The 24,019-nt window shown below is 69.5% G+C and carries 21 protein-coding genes; 13 read left to right on the top strand and 8 right to left on the bottom strand.

Annotated features, from left to right (window positions below; genetic code table 11):
* Nucleotides 1–76 precede the first annotated feature (76 nt).
* Together NVV90_RS03275 and NVV90_RS03270 are read left to right on the top strand one after the other, a co-directional pair.
* A complete protein-coding gene (locus tag NVV90_RS03275) occupies nucleotides 77–5,092 on the top strand; it encodes an ATP-dependent helicase (protein ID WP_258439767.1) in 5,016 nt (1,671 codons plus the stop codon).
* Complete coding sequence (locus tag NVV90_RS03270) at nucleotides 5,085–5,972, top strand: DNA-formamidopyrimidine glycosylase family protein (RefSeq protein WP_258439765.1); 888 nt, start codon at nucleotides 5,085–5,087, stop codon at nucleotides 5,970–5,972. Before NVV90_RS03275 ends, NVV90_RS03270 begins: the two co-directional genes overlap by 8 nt.
* A gap of 118 nt (nucleotides 5,973–6,090) precedes the next feature.
* Here NVV90_RS03270 and NVV90_RS03265 read toward each other — a convergent pair whose 3' ends face one another.
* Nucleotides 6,091–6,759 (bottom strand): YitT family protein, encoded by a 669-nt coding sequence (locus tag NVV90_RS03265; RefSeq protein WP_258439764.1) that lies wholly within the window; start codon nucleotides 6,757–6,759, stop codon nucleotides 6,091–6,093.
* A gap of 61 nt (nucleotides 6,760–6,820) precedes the next feature.
* On the opposite strand from NVV90_RS03265, the gene NVV90_RS03260 reads away from it, so the two are divergent.
* Nucleotides 6,821–8,317, top strand: a complete 1,497-nt coding sequence (locus tag NVV90_RS03260) for a PLP-dependent aminotransferase family protein (protein ID WP_258439763.1) — start codon at nucleotides 6,821–6,823, stop codon at nucleotides 8,315–8,317.
* An 18-nt stretch (nucleotides 8,318–8,335) separates the two neighbouring features.
* Here NVV90_RS03260 and NVV90_RS03255 read toward each other — a convergent pair whose 3' ends face one another.
* Entirely contained in the window at nucleotides 8,336–8,839 is a 504-nt protein-coding gene (locus NVV90_RS03255; protein ID WP_258439762.1) for a DUF4188 domain-containing protein, read from the bottom strand.
* 89 nt (nucleotides 8,840–8,928) lie between these two features.
* Here NVV90_RS03255 and NVV90_RS03250 point away from each other — a divergent pair, with 89 nt between their 5' ends.
* Entirely contained in the window at nucleotides 8,929–9,510 is a 582-nt protein-coding gene (locus NVV90_RS03250; RefSeq protein ID WP_258439761.1) for a TetR-like C-terminal domain-containing protein, read from the top strand.
* Nucleotides 9,511–9,609: 99 nt separating this feature from the next.
* Here the strand turns inward: NVV90_RS03250 and NVV90_RS03245 are convergent, their stop codons facing one another.
* Nucleotides 9,610–10,302 (bottom strand): SRPBCC domain-containing protein, encoded by a 693-nt coding sequence (locus tag NVV90_RS03245; protein ID WP_258439760.1) that lies wholly within the window; start codon nucleotides 10,300–10,302, stop codon nucleotides 9,610–9,612.
* Nucleotides 10,295–10,930, bottom strand: coding sequence for a transcriptional regulator (locus tag NVV90_RS03240; RefSeq protein WP_258439759.1), 636 nt, complete (start codon nucleotides 10,928–10,930; stop codon nucleotides 10,295–10,297). Before NVV90_RS03240 ends, NVV90_RS03245 begins: the two co-directional genes overlap by 8 nt.
* A gap of 222 nt (nucleotides 10,931–11,152) precedes the next feature.
* Between NVV90_RS03240 and NVV90_RS03235 the strand changes: the two genes are divergently transcribed.
* The 3 genes from NVV90_RS03235 (at nucleotide 11,153) to NVV90_RS03225 (ending at nucleotide 13,454) form a co-directional block, all read left to right on the top strand.
* Nucleotides 11,153–12,124 (top strand): pseudouridine synthase, encoded by a 972-nt coding sequence (locus NVV90_RS03235; protein ID WP_258441057.1) that lies wholly within the window; start codon nucleotides 11,153–11,155, stop codon nucleotides 12,122–12,124.
* Nucleotides 12,125–12,141: 17 nt separating this feature from the next.
* The gene (locus NVV90_RS03230) at nucleotides 12,142–12,657 is read left to right on the top strand and encodes a GNAT family N-acetyltransferase (protein WP_258439758.1); all 516 of its coding nucleotides are present in this window, start codon (nucleotides 12,142–12,144) and stop codon (nucleotides 12,655–12,657) included.
* A gap of 116 nt (nucleotides 12,658–12,773) precedes the next feature.
* Complete coding sequence (locus NVV90_RS03225; protein ID WP_258439757.1) at nucleotides 12,774–13,454, top strand: hypothetical protein; 681 nt, start codon at nucleotides 12,774–12,776, stop codon at nucleotides 13,452–13,454.
* A gap of 132 nt (nucleotides 13,455–13,586) precedes the next feature.
* Here NVV90_RS03225 and NVV90_RS03220 read toward each other — a convergent pair whose 3' ends face one another.
* A complete protein-coding gene (locus NVV90_RS03220) occupies nucleotides 13,587–14,111 on the bottom strand; it encodes an O-acetyl-ADP-ribose deacetylase (protein WP_258439756.1) in 525 nt (174 codons plus the stop codon).
* Between the two features lie 57 nt (nucleotides 14,112–14,168).
* Here NVV90_RS03220 and NVV90_RS03215 point away from each other — a divergent pair, with 57 nt between their 5' ends.
* Entirely contained in the window at nucleotides 14,169–14,792 is a 624-nt protein-coding gene (locus NVV90_RS03215; protein WP_258439755.1) for a DedA family protein, read from the top strand.
* 91 nt (nucleotides 14,793–14,883) lie between these two features.
* On the opposite strand, the gene NVV90_RS03210 is transcribed toward NVV90_RS03215, so the two are convergent.
* The 3 genes from NVV90_RS03210 to ppc all read right to left on the bottom strand — a co-directional run bounded on the left by NVV90_RS03210 (nucleotide 14,884) and on the right by ppc (nucleotide 19,258).
* Nucleotides 14,884–16,002, bottom strand: coding sequence for an alanine racemase (locus tag NVV90_RS03210; protein ID WP_258439754.1), 1,119 nt, complete (start codon nucleotides 16,000–16,002; stop codon nucleotides 14,884–14,886).
* 56 nt (nucleotides 16,003–16,058) lie between these two features.
* A complete protein-coding gene (locus tag NVV90_RS03205) occupies nucleotides 16,059–16,364 on the bottom strand; it encodes a hypothetical protein (protein ID WP_258439753.1) in 306 nt (101 codons plus the stop codon).
* 95 nt (nucleotides 16,365–16,459) lie between these two features.
* The gene (gene ppc / locus NVV90_RS03200) at nucleotides 16,460–19,258 is read right to left on the bottom strand and encodes a phosphoenolpyruvate carboxylase (RefSeq protein WP_258439752.1); all 2,799 of its coding nucleotides are present in this window, start codon (nucleotides 19,256–19,258) and stop codon (nucleotides 16,460–16,462) included.
* Between the two features lie 224 nt (nucleotides 19,259–19,482).
* Here ppc and NVV90_RS03195 point away from each other — a divergent pair, with 224 nt between their 5' ends.
* The 5 genes from NVV90_RS03195 (at nucleotide 19,483) to NVV90_RS03175 (ending at nucleotide 23,980) form a co-directional block, all read left to right on the top strand.
* Complete coding sequence (locus NVV90_RS03195) at nucleotides 19,483–20,760, top strand: APC family permease (protein ID WP_258439751.1); 1,278 nt, start codon at nucleotides 19,483–19,485, stop codon at nucleotides 20,758–20,760.
* 152 nt (nucleotides 20,761–20,912) lie between these two features.
* A complete protein-coding gene (locus tag NVV90_RS03190) occupies nucleotides 20,913–21,419 on the top strand; it encodes a hypothetical protein (protein WP_258439750.1) in 507 nt (168 codons plus the stop codon).
* Nucleotides 21,420–21,568: 149 nt separating this feature from the next.
* The gene (locus NVV90_RS03185; protein ID WP_258439749.1) at nucleotides 21,569–22,192 is read left to right on the top strand and encodes a DUF305 domain-containing protein; all 624 of its coding nucleotides are present in this window, start codon (nucleotides 21,569–21,571) and stop codon (nucleotides 22,190–22,192) included.
* 94 nt (nucleotides 22,193–22,286) lie between these two features.
* Entirely contained in the window at nucleotides 22,287–22,970 is a 684-nt protein-coding gene (locus NVV90_RS03180) for a DsbA family protein (protein WP_258439748.1), read from the top strand.
* A gap of 173 nt (nucleotides 22,971–23,143) precedes the next feature.
* Nucleotides 23,144–23,980, top strand: a complete 837-nt coding sequence (locus tag NVV90_RS03175; RefSeq protein ID WP_258439747.1) for a DUF1684 domain-containing protein — start codon at nucleotides 23,144–23,146, stop codon at nucleotides 23,978–23,980.
* Nucleotides 23,981–24,019 lie beyond the last annotated feature (39 nt).

The following is a 24,019-nucleotide window of genomic DNA, read 5'->3' as shown; positions in this document are numbered from 1 at the left end:
GGCGGTTGTGCCGGCAGCCCGTTGTGCTGGCGGGCGGGGCCGCTATTCTGTCGGTGCTGTGCGGCATGATGGAGGAATGCAGGAGCTAGCCGGCGCGGCCGGACCGCAGGGCACGCTGGACCGCTTCAGCCGGGCCACCAGGGAGTGGTTCCTGGGCGCCTTCGCAGCGCCCACGCCCGCCCAGGACGGCGCCTGGAACGCGATCTCCTCCGGTTCGCATGCCCTGGTGGTCGCGCCCACGGGCTCCGGCAAGACCCTCGCCGCGTTCCTCTGGGCGCTCGACCGGCTGCACTCCTCGCCCTCGGACACGTTGCCTGGGCTGGAGGCCGTGTCCGGGCCTGTTTCCGGGCGGGCCAAGCGCCCCAAGGGCAAGACCCGCGTCCTGTATATCTCGCCGCTGAAGGCCCTGGGCGTGGACGTCGAGCGCAACCTCCGCTCGCCGCTCATCGGCATCACCCAGACCGCCAAGAGGCTGGGGCTCCCGGCACCTCTCGTGACGGTGGGCGTGCGTTCCGGGGATACGACGACGGCGGACCGGCGCGCGCTGCTCAGCCACCCGCCGGACATCCTCATCACCACCCCCGAGTCCTTGTTCCTCATGCTTACGTCCAAGGGCCGGGAGACGCTCAGCGAGGTGGACACCGTGATCGTGGACGAGATCCACGCGGTGGCCGGGACCAAGCGCGGGGCACACCTCGCCGTGTCCCTGGAACGGCTGGATGCCCTGCTGCCCAAGCCCGCCCAGCGGATCGGCCTCTCGGCCACGGTGGAACCGCGCGAGCTCGTGGCCCAGTTCCTCGCCGGGCAGGCGCCCGTGGAAATCGTGGCGCCACCATCGAAAAAGAACTGGAACCTCACCGTCACGGTCCCCGTGGAGGACATGTCCGATCTCCAGGGCGCCGCCGGAGCGTTCGACTCCGGGCCGGCCTCCGGGCTCCAGCCGCAGGCGTCCATCTGGCCGCATGTGGAGGAGAAGATCGTCGACCTTGTCCTGTCCAAGCAATCCACCATCGTGTTCGCCAACTCCCGCCGGCTGGCCGAACGCCTCACCGCGCGCCTGAACGAGATCCATGCCGAGCGTCAGTTGATGGCCGTCGGCGCGCCCGACGCGGGGCCGGCTGCGGTTATCGCTGCGGGAGTGCGGGCCGGGGTGCCGGCATCCACCGCCACCCCGGCGCACATGATGGCACAGGCAGGCAGCACCAGCGGGGCGGATCCCGTCCTGGCCCGTGCCCACCACGGCTCGGTGTCCAAGGACCAGCGCGCCCTGATCGAGGACGACCTGAAATCAGGGCGCCTCCGCTGCGTCGTAGCCACGTCCTCCTTGGAACTCGGCATCGACATGGGCGCCGTGGACCTGGTGGTCCAGGTGGAATCCCCGCCGTCGGTGGCCAGCGGCCTGCAGCGCGTGGGCCGGGCCGGCCACCAGGTGGGCGAGATCTCCGAAGGGGTGCTGTTCCCCAAGCACCGTGCCGATCTCCTGCACACCGCTGTCACGGTGGAGCGGATGCTCAGCGGCCAGATCGAACGGTTCAGCATCCCCGCGAATCCGCTGGACATCCTGGCCCAGCAGACCGTTGCAGCCACGGCGCTGGGCAGCATCGACGTCGAGGACTGGTTCAGCACCGTGCGCCGCTCCGCGCCCTTCGCCACGCTGCCCAGGTCCGCGTTCGAGGCCACCCTGGACCTGCTGGCCGGGCGGTACCCCTCGGACGAGTTCGCCGAACTCCGGCCGCGCATCGTCTGGGACCGCCATGCGGGCACCATCGAGGGCCGTCCGGGAGCGCAGCGGCTGGCCGTGACCTCCGGCGGCACCATCCCTGACCGCGGGCTGTTCGGCGTCTACATCATCGGCACGGAGACTGAAGGCGCTGATTCCCCGGGTGCCGGCGACGGCGCTCCGAGCGCCGCGGCGCGCGCGGCGAAGGGTGGGCGGCGGGTGGGCGAGCTCGATGAGGAGATGGTCTACGAGTCCCGTGTGGGCGACATCTTCGCGCTCGGCGCCACCAGCTGGAAGATCGAAGACATCACCCACGACCGCGTCCTGGTCTCCCCCGCCTTCGGGCAACCTGGCAAGCTCCCCTTCTGGAAGGGCGACTCCCTGGGACGGCCCGTGGACCTGGGCCGCGCCCTCGGAGCCTTCATCCGCGAGCTCTCCGCCTCGGATCCCGCGCCGGCCCTGGAACGCTGCGAGGCCAGCGGGCTGGATGCCTTCGCCGCCGGGAACCTGCTGCAGTATCTCACCGAGCAGAAGCAGGCCACGGAGGTGGTCCCCAGCGACCGCACCCTCGTCGTCGAGCGCTTCCACGACGAACTGGGCGACTGGCGCGTGGTCCTGCACAGCCCCTTCGGGCTGCCGGTGCACGCACCGTGGGCGCTCGCCGTCGGGCAGCGGCTCCAGCAGCGCTACGGGCTGGATGGCTCCGCCATGGCCGCCGACGACGGCATCGTGCTCCGCGTGCCCATGATGGAGGACGAGCCGCCGGGGGCCGAGCTGTTCCTCTTCGATCCCGAGGAACTCGAGCAGATCGTGACGGCGGAGGTGGGCGGCAGCGCCCTGTTCGCCTCGCGCTTCCGTGAATGCGCGGCGCGGGCCCTGCTGCTGCCGCGGCAGAACCCCGGCAAGCGCCAGCCCCTTTGGCAGCAGCGGCAGCGCTCCGCGCAGTTGCTGGATGTCGCCCGGAAGTACCCCTCGTTCCCCATCGTGCTCGAAACCGTGCGCGAATGCCTGCAGGATGTCTACGATCTGCCGGCTCTGAAAGACATTGCCGCCTCGGTGGAGCGCCGGGAACTGCGGATCGTGGAGACCACCACGCAGCAGCCCTCGCCCTTCGCGAAATCCCTGCTGTTCGGCTACGTGGCCCAGTACCTGTATGAGGGCGATTCCCCGCTGGCCGAACGGCGCGCCGCCGCGCTCGCCCTGGATTCCACACTGCTCAACGAGCTCCTGGGCCGGGTGGAGCTGCGCGAACTCCTGGACGCCAAGGTCATCGAAGCCACTGAACTCGAACTGCAGCGCCTGGCCCCGGACCGCCGCGTCCGTGGCTTGGAAGGCGTGGCCGATCTGCTGCGGCTGCTGGGACCGCTCAGCGTGGAGGAGGTGGCGGCGCGGCTCGAGCCTGCCGGTGGCGGTGCTGCGACGGCGGGAACTGCTGACAACATTGCTGAGGCGGGCGCGCATCTCGCGGCCCTGCACAAGGCCACCCGCGCGCTCCGCGTGGCCCTTGGCGGGGTGGACCGCTACGCGGCCGTCGAGGACGCCGCGCGCCTGCGTGACGCCATCGGTGTGCCTCTGCCCATGGGTGTTCCGCTGGCCTTCATCGAGCCGGTGCACGATCCTCTCGGGGACCTTGTCTCCCGCTACGCCCGCACCCACGGGCCGTTCACCGCCGCCGAAGCCGCGGCCCGGCTGGGACTGGGTGTCGCCGTCGTCGGCACCGCGCTCAAGCGGCTCGCCGCCGACGGCCGCGTGGTGGAAGGCGAGTTCCGCCCACATCCGGTGGCCGCACCCGGCTCCGCCGTCCATGCCCCGGGCGGGGCGGGGACCGAGGAGGCGGCGGCCGAGGAAGCGGCGGCTGCGCCTGAAAACGCGGCCCCCGCCAACGCGGCCCCTCCGTCGAATGCCGCCCCGCCCGCCAGTGAATGGTGCGACGCCGAGGTCCTGCGCCGGCTCCGCCGCCGTTCCCTTGCCGCGTTGCGGGCCGAGGTGGAGCCCGTGGACACCTCCGCCTACGGGCGGTTCCTGCCTGCCTGGCAGAACGTTTCCATCCCGGGCGGGCCTCGGAACGGCGCGGCCCTGCGCGGGCTGGACGGCATCATGACCGCCGTGGACCAGCTCTCCGGCGTGCCCGTTCCCGCGTCGGCATGGGAGCCCCTGATCCTTGCCAGCCGGGTGGCCGACTACCAGCCGGCCATGCTGGACGAACTCATGGCGGCCGGGGAGCTGCTCTGGTCCGGTGCCGGCTCGCTGCCCGGAAACGACGGCTGGCTCAGCCTGCACGTGGCCGAATCCGCCGAACTCACCCTCAATCCCGCGCCCGACTACGAGCCCGGGGATGCCCAGCGCCGGCTCCTTGAGCACCTGCAGCCGGGCGGCGCCTACTTCTTCCGCCAGCTGACGGAGGTGGCCGGAGGCATGGACGCTGTCCTGGGCGACGACGCCGTGGTGGCCGCGCTCTGGGACCTGGTCTGGGCGGGCCGCATCACGGGCGATACCTTCGCCCCGGTCCGGGCCATGATCGCCGGCGGCCGCACGGCGCACAAGCAGGTCGCCAGGCCGCCGCGGGCACGGTCGCTGCGGATGAGTCGGCTGGGGCGCTCGCACGGCACCGGCCTCATGGGATCCGGACTGGGCGGCTCCCCCGGGCTCACCGGAGGACGCTACGGCTCCGTCACCGGCACGGCACCTACACCGCCGCTGGCGGTCGGGCGCTGGTCGGCCCTGCCGTCGCCGGAACTCGACCCCACCATCCATGCCCGCGGCACCGCCGAACTCCTGCTGGACAGGTACGGCGTGGTCACCCGGGGATCGGTCGTGGCGGAGAACATCCTGGGCGGTTTCGGGCTCATGTACAAGGTCCTGGCCAGGCTGGAGGAAGCCGGCCGCTGCCGCCGCGGCTACTTCATCGAGCACCTCGGCGCCGCCCAGTTCGCGGTCCCTGCCACCGTGGACCGGCTGCGTTCCTTCAGCGAGGACTCCCAGCTCGCCAAGGGCGAACCGCGGGCGCTGGCCCTTGCCGCCACGGACCCCGCCAACCCCTACGGCGCTGCCCTGCCCTGGCCCGGGATGTCCGTCGACGCCGGCTCCGGCCACCGGCCCGGCCGCAAGGCAGGGGCGCTGGTGGTGATGGTGGACGGCGCGCTGGTGCTCTACGTGGAACGCGGCGGCAAGACGCTGCTCGCTTTCAGCCACGACGACGCCGTGTTGTCGGCCGCCGCTGCGGTCCTGGTGGGCGTGGTGCACCGCGGGGCCGTGGACAAACTGATCATGGAAAAGGTCAACGGCCACGACCTCCTGGACACCCCCGTCGCCGCGGCTCTGGTGCACGCAGGCGCCTACTCCACGCCCAAGGGGCTGAGGATCCGTGCCTGAAGGCGACACCGTGTGGCGTGCCGCGGCCCAACTTCACGCTGCCCTGGCCGGCAAAGTCCTGACGGCCTCGGATTTCCGTGTACCGCGCTTTGCCACGCTGGACCTCGCCGGCTGGACCGTGGCCGAGGTGGTGCCGCGCGGCAAGCACCTGCTCATGCGGCTGCTCGGGCCCGCCGGGGAGCACGCCTCACAGGAGCCCGGCCCGCAGGAACGTGCCGGCGGACAGGAAGCTGCCGGCAGGCGCCGCGCCCTGACCATCCACTCCCACCTGAAGATGGAAGGATCCTGGCAGATCTACCCTCCCGGCGGGCGCTGGAAGAGACCCGGCCACACGGCCAGGTGCGTGCTCCGCACCGGCACGTCCGACGTCGTCGGCTTCTCCCTGGGCATCCTCGAAGTCCTGCCCACAGCCGAAGAACACAAAGCAGTGGGGCACCTCGGGCCGGACCTGCTGGGCCCGGACTGGGACCCTGCCGAGGCCATGCGCCGTCTGCTCGCGGCGCCGGAGGTCCCCCTCGGGCTCGCCCTGCTGGAGCAGCGAAACCTGGCCGGGATCGGCAACGTCTACCGCTGCGAGCTGTGCTTCCTGGCGGGGGTGCATCCGGCCAGCCCAGTCTCCTCAGTCAAGGACCTGCACGCCGTGCTGGCCAACGCGAAGCGGCTGCTTGAGGCCAACCTGGGCCGCGGGGTACGGCAGACGGTGGGCGTCGGGGTCACACTGCCTGCGGTGCCCCGGCGGCCGTCGCACTGGGTCTACGGACGTGAACACCAGCCGTGCCTGCGTTGCCGGACGCCCATCCGGCGAGGCGTCCTGGGTGCGGAGGACGGCAGCGAGGAACGGAACATCTATTTCTGCCCGCACTGCCAGCCGGCGGCCTGAGGATGCGCCACATCCGAGGCGGCACGCCTCTGGCTAGGCGCAGAATGCCTGTCGACACCGGAATTCCGGTGTCGACAGGCATTCTCGCATCCCTGGGGAGTGCGCGTCGGGAACGGGGCTAGTTTTGAACCGCCCCGGCCGCCGCGGCCTCCGTTTCCGTTCCGCGTTCGGCCCCAGCAGGCTCCGCCTCGGCGGCCACGGGCCTGGTCTTTTCCGGCACGGTGAACAGCGGCAGCAGCAGCTGGACCAGTGGTCCGATCGCCAAGGCATAGACCACGGTGCCGGCGCCCACGGAGCCGCCCAGCAGCCAGCCGATGCCCAGGACCACAACCTCGATCAGCGTGCGGGACAACCGCACGGACCAGCCGGTGCGCCGGGCCAGCCCGGTCATGAGGCCGTCGCGGGCACCGGGGCCCAGCCGGGCACCGATGTAGCAGGCGGAGGCGATGCCGTTCAACAGCACGGCGCCGGCCAGCATGCCGATCTGGCCGCCCAGGTGTGAGAAGGCGGGGATCAGGGCCAGCCCGACGTCGGCGAAGACACCCACCAAGACGGCGTTGGCCAGCGTCCCGAAGCCGGGCTTCTGCCGCAGCGGGATCCAGAGCAGGAGCACCAGGAAGCTGACGGCGATCACCACGGTGCCGATGCTCAGCCCGCTCAGCCCTGCAACGCCCTGGTGGAACACATCCCAGGGGTCCAGGCCGAGGCCGGCACGGATGAACATGGCCAGTGAGATCCCATACATCGCGAGGCCGATCAGGAGCTGGGTGATTCTGCGGGTCATCATGAACCCCATGGTCCCCGAAAACTGGCCTTGTATTCCATAGCCAGTTTGCAATACTGGTCTTATGTCCGCTTCCCTGAACCCCACGGCACTGGCCCGGCTCCTCGGTCCCTGGAACACCGGCGCCTCGCCCGCCTACCGTGAGCTGGCCGACGTCGTGCGTCTGCTGATCCTGGACGGCCGCATCCCGCTGGACGTCGCGCTGCCCAGCGAGCGCGCCCTCGCCGAGACCCTGGGGATGAGCCGCACCACCGTGACGGCCGCGTACTCGGGCCTGCGGGAGCAGGGTTTCCTCAGCGGGGGCCAGGGCAGCCGCGGCCGCACGGGCATTCCGCACCGGACCATCCCGGTAAGCGCGCCGGGCATTGCCCTGCCGGACGGGATCCTGGACCTGGCCTACGCCTCGCTTCCGGCCACGGGCGAGGTGGTCCACCGGGCTTTCGCGGACGCCCTGTCGGATCTGCCGGCACTGCTGCCCGGCTTCGGCTACGACGCCGTCGGGATCCCGGCGCTGCGGGAGGCCATCGCGGATCGGTACACCGAGGCGGGCGTGGCCACCACGGCGGAGCAGATCCTGGTGACCTCGGGCGCGCAGCATGCGCTGAACATCGTGCTGCGCACCCTCGCGGGACGGCAGCAGAAGGTGCTGGTGGACCACCCCACGTACCCCAACGCACTCGACGCCATCCGCGCCTCCGGCTCGCGGATCCTGCCGGTGCCGCTGCCGCCGGTCGGGACGGGACCGGCGGGGACGGGACCCGAGGGGAAGGGCGCGGCCGCCGGGAACGCGGGCTGGGACATCGACGCCATGGTGGCCACCCTGCAGCAGCAGCGGCCCGCCATGGCCTACCTCGTCCCGGACTTCCACAATCCCACGGGCCGGCTCATGTCCGATCTCCAGCGCCGCCGGCTGGTGCGCGCCGCGGCGGCGTCCGGCACCGTGCTGGTGGTGGACGAGACCTTGCGGGCATTGAACCTCGACGGCGGCAGCACCTCGCCGCTGGCGGCCTTCAGCCCCGCCGTGGTGTCCATCGGCTCGCTCAGCAAGTCGCACTGGGCCGGGCTGCGGACCGGCTGGATCCGCGCCGACGGCGAGATGCTTAGCCGTTTCATCGCCACGCGGACCACGATGGACCTGGGTGGTCCCGTCGTCGAGCAGTTGGCGGCGGCACGGCTGGTGCAGTCGTTTGAAGAGCCCCTCGGTGCGCGGCTGTCCATGCTGCGCGGGAACCGGGCCGCGCTCCTGGAACTGCTGGCGGAGCACCTGCCGGACTGGCAGCCGGAGCGGCCGAGCGGCGGGCTGACAGTGTGGTGCCGGCTGCCCACGCCGTCGAGCACCGCGCTGACCGTGATCGCTCCCGATTTCGGCATCCGCCTGGCCGCCGGGCCGCGCTTCGGCGCCGGCGGGGCCTTCGAACAGTACCTGCGGGTGCCGTTCACGCTCCCCCCGGCGCAGCTCGAGACCGCGGTCCGGGCCCTGAGCGCCGCGCAAGCCCGGCTCGACGCTTCGCCGCAGCTGCGCCGGACCCTGAAGGAACCGCAGATCGCGGCGATCGCCTGAGCCGGGCGTCGCCTGGTCTTATCCCCGCCCGTGCCCCGGCACCGCCGCGTGGCCCATCCGTTGCTTCGCCGTATTGATGCCCGGACCGACCGGCACGTGCGAGGTTGCCTTGGCCAGCCCGAATTCCGGCATGCCGTTGTAGACCACTTCAATGCCCGACGCCGGCACCTGGTACGTCTCGTGCCACACGCCGATGTCCCCGCTGCCGGCAATTTCCTTCATGAACTTCCGCCAGGGCCCCAGATGCGGTGAATCCTTGTCCGCGGCGAAACGCCGCAGGTGTTCCGGGCTCTCCCAGTAGCTGAGCAGCATGGTGGTCCGCCCGAACCATTGCTCGGAGCCGAGCATTCCGGCGTCGGGGTTGGCGGCGAGGTGCTGCATCATTCGGGGCATGGCCGACGCCACGCGTGCCACTTTGCCCGTCTTCCACCAGCGGTTCGCCCGCATTCCGATGAGGAAGACGGTCACTGTTTCGCGCCCGATATCCGCCGTAAAGCGGCCCGGGAAGATTTCCTGTGCCATGTGAATCCTTCGAATGGGGAACGCTTCGGTTCCTGGTTTTCCAGTTTCATAACGTCGTTATGAAACAATGTTATGAAACACTTGGAGGTATGGCAAGACCCATCGTTCATGATCACCTCGTCCAGCAGCGACTCCTGGCGGTAACAGCCGAACTCGTGGACCGGGACGGCCCCGCCCGCGTCACGCTCAGGGATGTTGCAGCCGCTGCAGACACATCCACCACGGCGATCTACTCGCTCTTCGGCGGGAAGTCGCAATTGCTGACGGCCGCCGTCGACGACGGTTTCCGCACCTTCGGCGAGTCCCAGCGCCTTGCGCAGGGCGGCGGACTGCTGGCCCTGGGCCGGGCCTACCGCGCCTGGGCCCTGGAGCATCCGGCGCTCTACCGCCTCATGTTCGGCGGCGCACTGGCTGCCTACGTGGACTGCAGCCCGACGCCGGCCGTCGCCTCCGAGGCGATGCTCCCGCTGGTGGAATCCGTGGCTGCCGCGCAGGCGGCCGGGTCGGTCCGGAACGACGATCCTGAGCTCGTAGCGATGTGCATCTGGGGGCAGGTCCACGGGTTGGTGAGCCTGGAGTTGGCACAGATGGACGCACCCGGGACCGACTGGGCGGGCATCTACGAGGCATCCCTCGAAGCAGTGGCCCGCGCCTGGGCCTGGGCCGCCTAGCCTCCCCTTAACCCCAAAGTAGGTAGCAGTAGGTGTCGTTTTGAGCGCTCAAAACGACACCTACTGCTACCCAGTTGGGTGCGGAAAGCGCAGGTGACCCTAGGCGTAGACCTTCTCCAGGAATCCACCCCAGGCCTTGGCCGTGGCCTCGGAGTCGCCGCTGCCGCCGAACTGGTGCACGGTCATGCCCACGGGAGCCCCGAAGGAGTTGCGGCCGAAGAAGCGGTAGAGCGTATCGGCCGTGCGCAGGCCCAGGAAGTGCTCGTTGGAGAAGTCGATCTCGCCGCTCAGGCGCCCCACGCCGTCGACATCCAGCTCCACAACGGACCCCTCGGCAGCACCGTCGACGCCGAGCGCACGCTTCAAGGCCACGAAGCCGTCCGGGACCTGCGAGGCGGCGGGCCCCTGGATGTCGGTGAAGACCACGGGCTGGCCGTCGAAGTACTGCAGGTACTGGCCCAGGGTGTGCAGGTAGAACGCGGTGTGCTTGCTGGCGCCGTCGTACTGCTCGTCCCAGTTGTCCGCGAAGATGCCGCTGTGGACGTAGTGGAGCTTGGCGCGGCCGCCGTCGAGCGGTTCAATCACGTGCTCCAGCTGGTTGAACCAGCCGTCCGGCCCCTCCATGCGATTGACCAGGTGGTTGGGGTACTCCTCCACGGTGTTGACCGATTCCCAGCCGTCATTGGGGAACAGCCATGCGGCGGTGGCGTTGGTGACGGCCTCCCAGACGCGCTCGGGCGTCGCGGGGACTTCGCCATCGAAGACGATTTCAAATTCGCGGTTGTCAGTCATTGCCTTGGTCCTTTTCTGCTGCTTTGTCCGATGGGCTTGCCTTGAGTGCGGGGTGAAGTACGACGACGAGCCGGTGTTTGCGCCCGCCGCCCGCCGAAGCGCCGGATCCGCCGTCGTGGTATTTGTCTACCAGCCGCGTCACCGCCACGCCGAGCTCCTCGGCGAAGGCGGCGCGTTCGGCGGCCGTACGGAAGGTGATTTCGCCGTCGATCGCGAAGCTGGCGAGCTTCTTCTTGGCGGCGGCCGCACCGGCGATCAGCTTGCCCATCTCCTGGACGGTCCGGGCGGCGAGCGCCAGGAGCCAGAAGGCGGAGAAGCGGTCGGCGAAGCGGCGGGGGTCCGGCGCCACGGACGCGAGGGCCACGGGCGAGATCAGGTACGACGCCGCCGTCGCGCGCACAATGCGTTCGGTGACGTTGCCCTTCTTCCGCTCCTCCACGAGTTCCACCAAGCCGTGCCGCTCGAGGGCCTTGAGGTGGTAGTTGACCTTCTGGCGCGGCAGGCCCACCTTGGCGGCGAGCTGCGTGGCCGACGCCGGTTCGGCGAGCTCCCGGAGGATGCGCGTGCGGATCGGGTCCAGCGACGCTTCCGCCGCGGCCGGGTCCTCGATCACTTCGATGTCCAACATGCTTCCATTCTGCCTGCCGACAACTTTTATTGTCAAGAACTTTTTCCTCGTCGGTTCCCGGCTCGATGATTCCCTGGGCATTCGGTGTTGGGCAGCATCTGGTACGAAGGGAACCATCGAAACGGCGGCGGCGCGATGCCGGCCGGCAGGCGCAGCGCCGGCCGCCTCCGGCAGCAGCGCCCGCACCGCGGCACCCGCACACCAAAGTAGAATGGACCGGTGATGCAATCCCCCCTCCCCGTGCGCGACGGCGTCAACGCCACCCGTCTGCGCCTCCCGGACGAGGGGCCTTGGGACACCGCGATCGACTACATGATGCACCGCTGGGGCCACATCGATCCCCAGGGCATCGAGGACCGCTTCGACGCCGGCGAGATCGTGGGCGAGGGCGGCGTCCCCCTGGACCGGGCCACCAAGCTCGAGGACCACACCTTCATCTGGTACTACCGGACCCTCCCGCCCGAGACCCGCATGCCGGTGGAGCTCAGCATCCTGCACCAGGACGAGCACCTCCTCGTGGTGGACAAGCCGCACTTCCTGCCCACCACGCCGGGCGGCACCTACATCCAGGAATCCGCGCTCGTCCGGCTCCGGAACCAGCTCGAGCTCCCGGACCTGATCCCCATGCACCGCCTGGACCGCATGACCGCCGGCGTGCTGCTGCTCTCCACCAACCCCGAGACGCGCGGCAAGTACCAGGTCCTGTTCGAGAAGCGCCAGGTGCAGAAGGAGTACGAGTGCGTCTCGGCCGCCGCACCCGCGCCGGGGTACCCCGCCGTCGAGTTCCCCGCCGTCGTGCGCAACCGCATGACCAAATCCCGCAGCTACCTGCTGGCCGAAGTGATCGACGGCGAGCCGAACGCGGAAACCCGCATTGAGCAGCTGAAAGCGTTCGACGCCGGAATGCCCGACGCCGGCGACGGTCAGCCAGGCGGTTCCCGCCTAGGCGCGGCCCGCCGCGCGCTGTACCGGCTGGAGCCGCGCACCGGCAAGACCCACCAGCTGCGCGTGCACATGGCCTCGCTGGGGCTGGGCATCGTGAACGACGCGTTCTACCCCGACCTCCTGGACAAGGCCCCGGACGACTACGCCAAGCCGCTGCAGCTGCTGGCCCGCGGCATCCGCTTCGTGGACCCCATCAGCAAGCAGCCGGTGGAATACCGCAGCGAGCTGGAGCTCAGCGAAGCCCACTGACGCCCGGAAGGACCCCCATGGCAATCACTCGACTCATGACCCTGCAAGATGCCCCGGTCCTCGCCAGGGTCCTCAGTGAAAACCGGGACTTCCTGGCACCGTGGGATCCTCTGCGCGAGGACGATTTCTTCACCGAGGAAACCCAGCACGGGCTTCTGCAGCAGGCGCTTGCAAGCCACGACGCCGGCACTATGGTCCCCCTCGCAATCACCGACGCCGACGGCGGGCTGGTGGGCCGGATCAACATCGGCGGCATCTTCAGGGGTGCCTTGGAGTCGGGCGGCATCGGCTACTGGGTGGGCAGGAGTCACAACGGGCACGGCCTGGCGAGTGCCGCCGTCGCCGAGGTCAAGGAGCTTGCCTTCCGGGAGCTCGGCCTGCACCGGCTACAGGCGGAAACCCTCCTCCACAACGCCGCTTCACAACGGGTTCTCGAGCGCAACGGCTTCGAGCGCTACGGGATGGCGCCGCAGTACCTCAAGATCGCAGGCCGCTGGCAGGACCATGTGATGTTCCAGGTACTGGCCGACTGAGCCGCGGTTAGGATGACGGCCACCCCTCCCCCTGAACGGCCTCCGGGAATACCATGGGACTGCTGGGATCGTTAGCCGTGCGCTGGGTTCCAGCGCCTTGGACTCCAGGAGGATCCATGGAGAAACAGAGCAGCATCCAGCTCGTCGAACTCCCGGGAGACCACTCGGCGTCGGCCTTTGCCTACGCCGCCTCCGCGGTAGGCGCGGCGGGCGTTGCCACGCTGGGCGCCATGTTCGCACTCGAAGTCCCGAGGGGTGGCCCGTTCATCTTCGGCACCACCAATGACGCGCTCGGCGGTGTCTTCAACCTTCTGGTCATCCCGGTGATCCTGCAGGTACACCGCAGGCTGCCCGAAACCTCGTGGACCGCACCGTTGAAGTGGGTTGTGGTTGCCGCGAGCGTGGCGGGCTCGGCCAGTTCGTTCCTGCTGGTCTTCAAGGTCCTGGACTTCGTCCCGTCAACCATCATCAGCGTCACCGCCATGACGGTTCAGGCAATCTGGTTCCTGGTGGCCCACCGGGAACTCCTCAAGCGTGGAGGCTTCCCGAAGGACCTTGCCAAACTGGGACGGTTCATCGGCGCGGCCTTGCTGATCGGGCTCCCGATTGTCGGCCTCGGTTCAGTCCTTCCCGGCCCGGAGGTGTTGCGCTGGACGGTCACCGGCATCGGTGCCATGCTCGGAGCTGCGGGCTGGGTTGCCTGGCCCTACTGGTACTTCCGTGCCGGCCGCCACCTGGGCCACGCCCGCGCATCAACGGCGCCAACAACGGGCAGCGCCGCTCCCCAAGCGGGCTGAGCTCTCGCACTCAGGACTGCGTCAATAAACTGTCGCCTGTTCCGAGCAGCCATCATCCAAGCGGGCGACGACCGCACCGTGTGGTCGGCATAGAGCCATTCTATTGAGCGGCACAGGTGGATTCTGCGTGCCCTACCCTTCCCGCACGCGCCGGAACGTCTCGACCATTTCCGGGCTGAACAGCACGAACTCCACCAACTCAATGCCGCTCTCCGGTACGTCGGCAGCAAAGCCGCCAACGGCGTAGAACGCTGTTTCCGCAACCTGCCGCGCGTCCCAGCCATAGACGCCCGCACTCACCGCCGGAAAGGCGATCGAGCGTACGCCCAGAGCCGCCGCCACGCGCAGGCTCTCACTGAAGCAGGAGGCCAGCAGGGCGGGGTCGGTCTCGCCGGCCTGCCGGTTGGGTCCCACCGTGTGGATGACCCAGCGGGCCGGCAAACGGAAGCCCGGTGTCGCGACGGCGTGGCCCACCGGGAGCCCGCCGGGCAGTGTGGTGTTCCGGAGTTCCCGGCACGCGGCAAGGAGTTCGGGACCCGCGGCCCTGTGGATGGCGCCGTCGACTCCGCCGCCACCCAACAGGGACGAATTGGCGGCGTTGACGATCGCGTCGACGTCGCGGGCGGTGATGTCTCCCTGCACGATTTCGATGCGCATAGCGCCAGTTTTGCACGCCATGCCTGCCGTGGCATCAATGTGCGGTAATTTGTGCCCATGGACCTGACCACCGCCGAAGGCTGGGGAACCATGATCTATTTCTGGATCATCCCCGTGGTGCTCGGCGATGCCATTTTCCCGCCGGTACCGTCCGAAATGGTGGTGATCACCGGCGGCGCGCTCGGAGCCGAGGGCACGGTCAACCCCTGGCTGGTGGGGGTGTTGGCTGCGGTCGCGTCCTGGGTGGGAGACATGGCCGTCTTCGAGTTGTTCAAGCGCCGTCTCGGCCACGTGCTGGACCGCTGGGCGTGGGGCCGCCGCGTCCACCGGGCAATTCACCAGGCCATCGCCAAGGCCGGCCGCTCCTCCACGTACGGCGCCATCATCGGTGCCCGGTTCATCCCCGGCGGGAGGCTCGCGACGTCGGCGGGCGCGGGAATCGCCGACGTCTCGGTCCGCGGGTTCAGCCTCTGCGCCGCGATCGGCGGCGTGCTGTGGGCGGCGTGGCAAACCGGGCTGGGCTACTTCGCCGGATCGACGACGGGCCTGCCGTTCTGGGCGAGCTCACTGATCGGCGTCGGTGTAGGGCTGCTGATCGGCGTGGTGGTGGGCGTGATCGTGACGCGCAGGCGCGGGAATCGGTCGCCTGTTGATGAGCCGGCGGACGAGCCCGGTATGTAGCGGCTGCTCCCGACAGCCGCCATCCTCCGCGTGCTCGCTCGTTCCTCGCTTAGACGCACGCTTCCGGATGCCTGCTGTCGGGAGCGATCTCTCAGAAGACCGGGTGCCAGGTCTCGACGGCGTCGTCGCTGACCGCCACTACGTCGCGCCAGCGGTCGAAGACTGAGCAGGGGTGGGAGATGCCGAGGTCCACGACGTCGCCGATCTGCAGGCCTTCGGCGTCGTCCACGATGGCGTGGTGGTCGAAGAGCCGGGTCAGGGTGGCGCCTGCACCGGACGCAAGCACCTCCCCGTCACGGTACCGGGCCACGATCACCGGCAGTCCGGCGTCGTACGCGAGCTCGCGCTTGCCCGCGTTCAGGACCACGCGCCCGGCTTCCGGGGCGGAGATCACCAGCGCCCGGACCACCGCCGCGGCGGTGAGGCCGGGGACCGGGGAGACGCCCTGGTAGGTTCCATGGTCGTGCACCACGTAGCAGCCCGAACGCAGCACGTTGACGGAGGCCTTGCGCGGCAGGAACGCGGCCGCACGGTCCTGGAACGCCGAGCCGCCGTTGCTGAAGACCGGCAGCTCCACCTCGAAGCCGGGGTGCAGTTCATCGAAAATGTCGCGGGCCAGGCGGCAGTGTGAATCGATCCCGGCCAGGTTTTCCTCGGTCCGGGTGTTCGGTGCCACGCCCTCGTAGGCGCTGACGCCGGCCAGCAGCAGCCCGCCGGCGGCGAGAATCTCCGCGGCCAGGGGGCCTGCCTCGGCTTCGCTGCGGATGCCGGTGCGGCCGCCGGGGGTTCCGACGTCGATCAGCACGTTCAAGGGCCGGGGCGCGCCGTCGAACACCTCGGCCATGGCCCGCACGCCCGCCGCAGAATCGGCCAGGCAGTAGATCTCCAGTTCCGGCGCGGCCGCCAGCCAGGCACGCAGCTGCTCGAGGTGGCCGCGGAACAGCATCTCGTTCGCGATGAGGATCCGGGTTGCGCCCCACTCGATGGCCTGCGCGGCCTGGGCGGTGGTCGCCACGGTCACGCCCCAGGAGCCGGGCAGCTGGCGGCGGACGATCTCCCCAGTCATGGTGGTCTTGATGTGCGGGGCCAGCACCATGCCGTGGTCCCGCGTCCAGGCCTCCTTGATGCCGATGTTGCGCTCAACGGCGGCAACGTCCAGGAGCATCTGCGGCAGGGTTGCGAGGGGGAGGGTGGCATCAAGGTGCGGCATGCGGTTCTTTCAGGATCGTTCGGGAAGCTGGGTTCCCAGAGATCCTATCCCCGCCCTCAGACAGGCGCCCATTTGCCGCGGCTGCGGCGCAGCACGTAAAGGTTCCCTGTCAGCGCAACGCGTTCGACGGCGTCGCGCATCATGGCGGCCGACTCGCGGGCCTCGCTGTTCTCGCCCCGGTAGTCGCGCGCCTCCACCAGGAAGCGGAGGCTGATCTGCGGGACGCCGCCCACGATGTCCAGCTGGCTCGACTCCACGTGGTGCCGCGTTTCCAGGGCTTCCACGGCGGCCGCCATCACGGCCTCCGGCGGCTTGCCCGGCTTGAGCCCGGTGACCTTCAACTTGGCTTGGAAAGACGGCATCCATCAACCCTAGCGCTACGCGAACGGGCAGCTGATGCCCTAAAACCGGAGTTCAAGGGGCATCAACTGCCCGTTCGCGCGGCAGAGGAAAGGGCCTACCCGGTGTTCCGCAACCCGGCGGCCACACCGTTGACGGTGATGAGCATGGCCCGCTGCAGGCGGTCGTCGATCTCGGCGCCGGAGATGGAAGCCTCGCGCACGCGGCGCAGCAGCTCCACCTGCAGGTAGCTGATGGGATCCAGGTACTGGTCGCGGATCTCAAGGGAGCGCTTCAGCGTGGGCTGGGCTTCCAGCAGCTCGGTTTCGCCGGTGAGGAGCTCCACCTCGGCCACGGTGAGCTCGTATTCCTCGCGGATCACCTTGAACAGGCGGTGCAGCTCTTCCGGGACCAACGAGGACACGTAGTGCCCGGCGATGTCCATGTCCGTCTTGGCCAGCGTCATTTCGACGTTGGAGATCACGGACTGGAAGAAGTGCCAGCGGCCCATCATCTCGACGAGCTCGGCCGTGTTCCCGGCCTCGCGGGCGGCCTTCAGGCCTGAGCCCACGCCGAACCAGCCCGGCACGATCTGCCGCGACTGCGTCCAGCCGAACACCCACGGGATGGCCCGCAGGCCGCCCAGGCCGGCGCCGGAATCAGGGCGCTTGGACGGGCGCGAACCCATGTTGAGCGACCCCAGCTGCTCCACGGGGGTGGAGGCCAGGAAGTAGGCCGGCAGATCGGGATCGTCAATCAGCGTGCGGTACTGCGCAAACGCGGCGTCCGAGATGGTCTCCATGACGTGGGCGAAGCGCTCACGCTCGTCCTCGGAGGTGCGTGGGGCGCGGTGCAGTGCCGAGCCCTGCATCACTGCGGCCAGGGACAGTTCAAGGTTCTCGCGGGCAAGCTCCGGCAGGGAGTACTTGTCCGAGATCACCTCGCCCTGTTCGGTGAACTTGATTTCGCCTTCGAGCACGCCGTTGGGCTGGGCCATGATGGCGTCATAGGTGGGTCCGCCGCCGCGGCCCACGGAACCGCCGCGGCCATGGAACAGGCGCACGCGCACGCCGTGCTTGGCGGCGACGTCGCGCAGCTTGCGCTGGGTCTTGTGGATCTCCCACTGGCTGGTCATCACGCCGGATTCCTTGTTGGAGTCCGAGTAGCCCAGCATGATTTCCTGGACGTCGCCGCGGAGCCGGACCAGCTCGCGGTATGAGGGGTCGGAGAGCAGCAGGTCCACGATTTCTGCCGAGGCACGCAGTTCCTCCACCGTTTCCAGCAGGGGCGCGAAGCCGATCTTGGCGTGCGGCCGGGCCCCGAACAGCTCGATGAGGCCGGCCTCGCGTGCCAGGACCGCGGCGGCCAGGACGTCGTCGGCGCCGCGGGTCATGGAAATGATGTAGGTCTCCACCACGTCCGGGCCGTAAGTGTGCAGGGCGTGGCGGATGCTGCGGAAGACGTCGTACGTTCCGTCCGCGGTGCCGTCCAGCTTGATCGGGTGCCCGGACAGCGGACGGCGCGAGGCCAGTTCCGCGCCCAGGACCTCGAAGCGTTCCTCACGGCTCAGCGAGGCGTAAGGCTTCCCCAGGGCGAGCCGGTCCATGAGCTGCCCGACGGCGTCGTGGTGGTAGTCGGCGTGCTCGCGGATGTCCAGGGTGGCCAGGTGCAGGCCGAAGGAGGCGATGGCGCGGCGGACGCGGGCCAGGGCGCCGTCGGCGGCGAGCCCTGCCGCGTGGTTGCGCAGCGACGTTTCGAGCAGCCCGAACTCGGCCAGCACGTCCGAGGTGGCAGCGTAGTCGCGGCCCGGCTCGTGGTAGCTGGAGGCCGCGATGCGGCGGCCGGTGTTGATGAGCTTGGCCTTGATGCAGGTCAGCTTCAGGCGGTACGGCTCCTGGGCGTTCAGCTCCAGGACGCGCTTGTCCAGGCCGGGCAGGTTCTTGAGGTCGACGGCGATGGAGTCCAAGAGCTCCTGGTCCGCACCGAACAGGGCTGTGGAGTTCGAGAGCGTGGAGATGAGCTCGTCGATCAGGGCGATGCTGATGCGCACGGCGTTCGCGTTCTGCAGCTGCAGGATCTCCCGCGTCACGGCTGCGGTGACGTTCGGGTTGCCGTCGCGGTCCCCGCCGATCCAGGAACCGAAGCGGATGGGCGCGTTCCGGGCCGGCAGCTCCACGCCGTGTTCGGCGAGCAGCTCGGAGAAGTCGGTGAGCATTTCCGGCATGGCGTCCGTGAGGATGCTGCTCAGGTAGTAGATGGCGTTCCGGGCCTCATCCACTGGGGTCGGCCGGACCTGGCGGAGCTCGTCCGTCTGCCACATCTGGTCGATGATTTCGGCCAGCTGGCGGTCCTGGCGGCGCCGCGCGGACGTTCCCTCGTCCGTGGCCTGGGCCAGCACATCGGAGAGCTTGCGGACCTTGTCCAGCACGGAGCGGCGGGACGCCTCGGTGGGGTGGGCGGTGAAGATGGGGCGGACGTCCAGCTGGTTGACGACTTCCTGCAGCGTCTGCGGACCGGCCTGTTCAGCGATTTCGGTGACGGCCTTGGCCAGCCAGCCGTCCTTTTCCTGGCGGGTGCGCAGCCCGCGGACCCGGTGGACCTGCTCAGCGGCGTTGCTCAGGTGGAAGTAGAAGGCGAAGGCGCGGACCAGATCGGTCGCCTGGTCCAGGGGCAGGGAGGCGAGCAGTTCGCGGACTTGGGCCACGACGTCGTGCGCGCTCCACGGACCGGTGGCATCGGCGCCGCCCCGCGCGGCTTCCTTGGATTCCTTGGTGAGCAGGCGGACCTGCTCCACCAGCGCGAGGAGCTCGGGGCCGTGCTGGCGCACCAGCGATTCGCCGAGCAGCGTGGACACACGCCGGACGTCGGCGCGCAGCTCCGCCGCGAGGTCAGTGTCTTGATGGGCAGCGTCAACCATGAATGTACCTTCGAAGTATGGGTGTGGCTTCGTACACTGCGCTGGATACCGTGAGCCGGATTACATACGGGATCTTACCCGCCCCGGGGCCGGCGGCGGGAAATGCGTCTCCGGGGCAGGCAACCGGTGGTTAAGCTGCGGGGGCTAGGGTATCCCCCGGGGAAACTCACGGTGTCTGCTGTGGCGTCCACCGGGCGTTCCCCGCAGCGAGGAATGGAGTATTGATGGGCAGCCCCCAACCCGCACTGGTCCGCAGGCTCGGGACGTTCGACGCCGTGGTGATCGGCCTGGGCTCGATGATCGGCGCCGGCGTCTTCGCCGCGTTCACGCCGGCCGCCGCGGCCGCAGGCTCCGGCCTGCTCATCGGCTTGGTGATCGCGGCCTTCGTGGCCTTCTGCAATGCCACGTCCTCGGCCCAGCTGGCCGCCCAGTACCCTGCGTCCGGCGGCACGTATGTCTACGGGCGTGAGCGGCTGGGGGCCTGGCCGGGCTTCCTGGCCGGCTGGGGATTCGTCATCGGCAAGACCGCAAGCAGCGCGGCCATGGCGCTGACCTTCGCCGCCTATGCGGCACCGGCCGGATGGGAGCGCCCGACGGCGGTGGCCGCCGTCGTGCTGTTGACCGCGGTCAACTACCGCGGCGTCACCCGTACCGCCGCGCTCACCAGGATCATCGTGGTGGCGGTGCTGGCGGCACTCGCCATGGTGGTGGCGGCCGCATGGGTGCCGGGAACCGCCGATCCGGGACGGATCGTGCCTGACGGCTTGGGCCGGCTGGCGGGCGGCCTCCTGGGGCACGGCTGGTACGGCATCCTGCAGTCCGCCGGACTGCTGTTCTTCGCCTTTGCCGGCTATGCGCGCATCGCGACCATGGGCGAGGAGGTCCGGAATCCGCGGCGGACCATCCCGCGCGCAATCGTGCTGGCCTTGGGGATTGCCGTGGCCGTCTATGCCGTCATCGCCGTCACCGTTCTCTCCGTGCTGGGACCGGACGGCGTTGCCGCGACAGGGACCCCGCTGGCCGACACCGTGGCGGCAGGATCGTGGTCCTGGGCCGGGCCGCTGGTCCGCATCGGCGCCGCCCTGGCTTCGCTGGGTGCGCTGCTGGCCCTGATTGCAGGGCTCGGGCGCACCAGCCTGGCGATGGCCCGTGAGGAAGACCTGCCTCGCTGGCTGGCCGCCGTCCACCCGAAATACCGCGTGCCGCACCGGGCCGAGCTGGTCCTGGCCGGCGTCATCTGCACCATCGTGCTGTTCGCCGATCTGAGGAACGCCATCGGCTTCTCCTCCTTCGGGGTGCTGATCTACTACCTCGTCGCCAACATCGCGGCCTGGACGCAGACGGGCACCGACCGCCGGTACCCGCGGTTCCTGCAACTGCTGGGCGCCGCCGCCTGTGTGGCCCTGGTGGCGACGCTGCCCCTGCCCGCCGTGCTGGCCGGCCTGGCGATGTTCGCCGCGGGCGTGCTGTACCGGGCGGTGCGGATCGGCCTGGCCGGGTAGGCGGCGAGGCAGGGCGCGCGGGTAGGGCCCGCGGGTAGGGCCCGGCCGGATGCCGGGATGGGATTCCTGACGGGCGGCGGCGCACGGCTTGACGGGCGCCGCGGCCTCCGGGCGGGTACCCTTGAGGCCATACACACCGAAGGGGGAACGTCATGGCCGCAGCACGCAACGGCATCGCCATGACCTCCATGCGCCCTGCCGGACTGGGGATTGGTGCCCTGCGTGTGGTGCTGCTTGCGGGAATCCTGGCCATCATCGCCGGGATCCTCGGCATGCACGTTGTGACGGCCACCCATGCGGGGCACGCGCCCGCCGCTGCCGAGACGACCATCGGGGCGACGTCCGACGGCGCGTCCCTCGTCGCGGCGGTTCCGGGCCACAGCGGCCACCAGGCGGCCACAGCGGCTGCACCCGACGCCCGCAGCTCGGTCTACTCCGCGCCGGTCTGTTCCGGCTCAGGCCACAGCGGCCCCGGCACGGCGGTCATGGCCGCCGGCTGCGTCCTGGCCACCGGCAACACCGCCTTGGCCGCGCCGCTCTCCGACGCCACCCGGCTTGTTCCTGGCAACGGCCCGCCGCGCCCCGGGAACTGCACCTGCTCTTCTTCCTATGTACCCGGCAGTCCTTCGCCGGGCGAACTGTCCATCAGCCGCACGTAGGCCGGTGATGCGCCGTGAGCTCACGGCACCTCCCCTTACCCTGACGCGCCCAACCTGGCTAGCCTGCCGTTCGGCAACCGCAGTTTGGCGGTGCGCGTCCCGTGCAATGGCGCGCCCTGCGCCGAACAATGCTTGAAGGACCCCATCACATGAACAAGAAATTCCTGACCCTCTCCGCCACCGCCTTTGCCGCGACCCTCGCACTAGCCGGATGCTCCGGCGGGGCCGACATGCCGGGCATGGACCATGGCACGTCCGCGGCCCGGTCTACCGGCCCCACCCAGTCCGGCAGCCTGGCGTCGGGCAGCGCAACAACCTCTGACCACAACGCAGCCGACACCACATTCGCCCAGTCGATGATCCCGCACCATGCCCAGGCCGTGGAAATGAGCGAGCTGATGCTCAAGAAGCAGGGCATCCCGGCGGCGGTCACGGCCCTGGCCACGAGGATCAAGGCCGCACAGGCCCCGGAGATTGCCACGATGACCGGCTGGCTCAACGCGTGGAACGAACCCTCGGACGCGCATTCCGGCCACAGCATGGCCGGAATGATGGGCGCAGACGACCTGAAGGCCCTGGACGCGGCACAGGGAAGCGAGGCGGCCCGGCTCTTCCTGAACCAGATGATCGCCCACCACGAAGGCGCCCTGGTGATGGCCAGGGACGAAATCGCCAGCGGACAGCACAGCGGCGCGGTGGACCTTGGCAAGGCCATCGTGGCCGCCCAGGAAACGGAGATCAAGGAAATGAAGGACATCCTGGCTGCCCTCTGAGCAGCACCATGTGGCGCCGGCCCTCGCGGTCCTGCCGTCGAGGGCCGGCGCGCCTTCCCGCTTCCTCACCTCTCGATCAGGAGTTGACCCTGCCATGACCACGACGAAAGCCAGCCCCCCGGACACCGCCAGGAAAGCCCACATCGCGATCTGGATCCTGCTGGCGGCCGTCGTCGGCGCCGGTGCAATCTGGTTCGCCGTGCTTGCCGGCGGCAAAGCCGCCCCGGATGCGCCCCCGCCTGCAGCGCAGGCCCAGCTGGTCCGGGATGACAGCCACCGCACCACCTCACCGGCCGCCGAAAAGGCGCAGCTCGTGGAATTCCTGGACTACGAATGCGGGCCATGCCGCGCCCTGGATCCGCTGGTGGAGGAACTGAAGAAGGAGTTCGGCGACCGCATCACCTTCATCAGCCGCAACTACCCCCTGCCCTTCCACCGGAATGCGACACCCGCTGCGCTGGCAACGGAAGCGGCGGCCCGGCAGGACAAATACGGCCAGATGCACACCAGATTGTTCGACACGCAGCCGCAGTGGGGCGACAGCCAGGACTCGCAGGCGCCACTGTTCAGGAACTTTGCCCGGGAACTGGGGCTGGACCTGGCCGCCTACGATGCCGCAGTCGCCGATCCCAGAGCAGCCGAACGAATCCAACGGGACGTCGCCGACGGCAAGGCGCTGGGCGTGAACGGCACACCCACGTTCTTCCTGGACGGGAAGAAGCTCACGCTCACCTCCGCGGAGCAGTTCCGCCAACTGCTGGCGGAGGCCGCCAAGTAACGGCTATTGCCGGTGGCCGTCCGCGGCACCCTCATTCCGCCCCAACTGACTGGCAGTAGTGGTTGTTCTGGGCCCTCAGAACAACCACAATTGCCAGCTACTTGGGTTCCGGGAATGGCCGCCCATGGTGCATGGTTGAAGGCAGTGAAACCGCCCCGAGCACTGGAGGATCCATGAGCACCTCAGCCCCCGCCACCGACGCCCAGCTGGAACGGTGGCAGCGCTTCCGGGCCGGCCGCAACACGGCGCTCGCGGCCGGGCACGGCTGGCTGACCCTCACCTCGTTCCAGTGGCTCGAGTCCGAACCGTCCGCCGTCGAGCTCGTTCCCGGACTCTGGTCCACGGACGGCACGACGGCGACGCTCACCGCCGCCGCGGCGGACGGGCTCACGCTGGTGGAGACGGGCGAGCCCGTTGACGGGACCATCTCGGCGACCCTCCAGGACGAGGAATCGCTCATGTGGGTGCAGTTCGGCGGCGCCGACGGCACGCAGGTGGTGGTGGAGCTGGCCATGCGCGCGGACAAGTACGCCGTCCGCACCCGTGACGACTCCTCGCCCGTGCTGACGGAGTTCGACGGCGTGCCCACCTTTGAATTCGACCCGGCCTGGGTGGTGGCCGGACGGTTCGAGGCCTACCCGGAGCCCGTGGACGTGCCGATCGGCACGGCGAATCCGCTGGTGGACGGGGTGCACCGGTCCGTGGGCGAAATCGTGTTCCGCGTGCCCGGGCTCCCCCATGAGGTCCGCCTGCACGCGGAGGAAGAGAAGCTCGGGGCCCTCAACGTCACCTTCCACGACGAAACCAACGGGAACACCACCGACGAATGGCGCAAGGTGTTCGTCCCTCGCCCTCGCCCCGACGGCAGCGTGGTGCTGGACTTCAACCGGGCCATCAACTACCCCAGCGCCTTCACCCCGTACGGGACCTGCCCCATGCCGGTGGCAGGCAACTCGATCGACGTTGCCGTGGAGGCCGGCGAGAAGCTGCCCGCCGGGCGCACACCCTAAGCAGCGCCGTCGGCATACCGGCGACCCGGTCGGTATCGC

This window comes from Arthrobacter sp. CJ23 (assembly GCF_024741795.1).
In the GTDB taxonomy this organism is placed as follows: Bacteria; Actinomycetota; Actinomycetes; order Actinomycetales; family Micrococcaceae; genus Arthrobacter.
The sequence above is the reverse complement of the archived record's forward strand: the minus strand, read 5'-3'. Positions and strand labels throughout refer to the sequence as shown.

Bases quoted from the DNA above. Each gene is read 5' to 3' on its own strand.
- NVV90_RS03275 (WP_258439767.1), top strand. From the start codon at position 77: ATGCAGGAGCTAGCCGGCGCGGCCGGACCGCAGGGCACGCTGGACCGC.
- NVV90_RS03265 (WP_258439764.1), bottom strand. From the start codon at position 6,759: ATGATGACCCGCAGAATCACCCAGCTCCTGATCGGCCTCGCGATGTAT.
- NVV90_RS03260 (WP_258439763.1), top strand. From the start codon at position 6,821: ATGTCCGCTTCCCTGAACCCCACGGCACTGGCCCGGCTCCTCGGTCCC.
- NVV90_RS03255 (WP_258439762.1), bottom strand. From the start codon at position 8,839: ATGGCACAGGAAATCTTCCCGGGCCGCTTTACGGCGGATATCGGGCGC.
- NVV90_RS03250 (WP_258439761.1), top strand. From the start codon at position 8,929: ATGGCAAGACCCATCGTTCATGATCACCTCGTCCAGCAGCGACTCCTG.
- NVV90_RS03245 (WP_258439760.1), bottom strand. From the start codon at position 10,302: ATGACTGACAACCGCGAATTTGAAATCGTCTTCGATGGCGAAGTCCCC.
- NVV90_RS03240 (WP_258439759.1), bottom strand. From the start codon at position 10,930: ATGTTGGACATCGAAGTGATCGAGGACCCGGCCGCGGCGGAAGCGTCG.
- NVV90_RS03235 (WP_258441057.1), top strand. From the start codon at position 11,153: ATGCAATCCCCCCTCCCCGTGCGCGACGGCGTCAACGCCACCCGTCTG.
- NVV90_RS03230 (WP_258439758.1), top strand. From the start codon at position 12,142: ATGGCAATCACTCGACTCATGACCCTGCAAGATGCCCCGGTCCTCGCC.
- NVV90_RS03225 (WP_258439757.1), top strand. From the start codon at position 12,774: ATGGAGAAACAGAGCAGCATCCAGCTCGTCGAACTCCCGGGAGACCAC.
- NVV90_RS03220 (WP_258439756.1), bottom strand. From the start codon at position 14,111: ATGCGCATCGAAATCGTGCAGGGAGACATCACCGCCCGCGACGTCGAC.
- NVV90_RS03215 (WP_258439755.1), top strand. From the start codon at position 14,169: ATGGACCTGACCACCGCCGAAGGCTGGGGAACCATGATCTATTTCTGG.
- NVV90_RS03210 (WP_258439754.1), bottom strand. From the start codon at position 16,002: ATGCCGCACCTTGATGCCACCCTCCCCCTCGCAACCCTGCCGCAGATG.
- NVV90_RS03205 (WP_258439753.1), bottom strand. From the start codon at position 16,364: ATGCCGTCTTTCCAAGCCAAGTTGAAGGTCACCGGGCTCAAGCCGGGC.
- ppc (WP_258439752.1), bottom strand. From the start codon at position 19,258: ATGGTTGACGCTGCCCATCAAGACACTGACCTCGCGGCGGAGCTGCGC.
- NVV90_RS03195 (WP_258439751.1), top strand. From the start codon at position 19,483: ATGGGCAGCCCCCAACCCGCACTGGTCCGCAGGCTCGGGACGTTCGAC.
- NVV90_RS03190 (WP_258439750.1), top strand. From the start codon at position 20,913: ATGGCCGCAGCACGCAACGGCATCGCCATGACCTCCATGCGCCCTGCC.
- NVV90_RS03185 (WP_258439749.1), top strand. From the start codon at position 21,569: ATGAACAAGAAATTCCTGACCCTCTCCGCCACCGCCTTTGCCGCGACC.
- NVV90_RS03180 (WP_258439748.1), top strand. From the start codon at position 22,287: ATGACCACGACGAAAGCCAGCCCCCCGGACACCGCCAGGAAAGCCCAC.
- NVV90_RS03175 (WP_258439747.1), top strand. From the start codon at position 23,144: ATGAGCACCTCAGCCCCCGCCACCGACGCCCAGCTGGAACGGTGGCAG.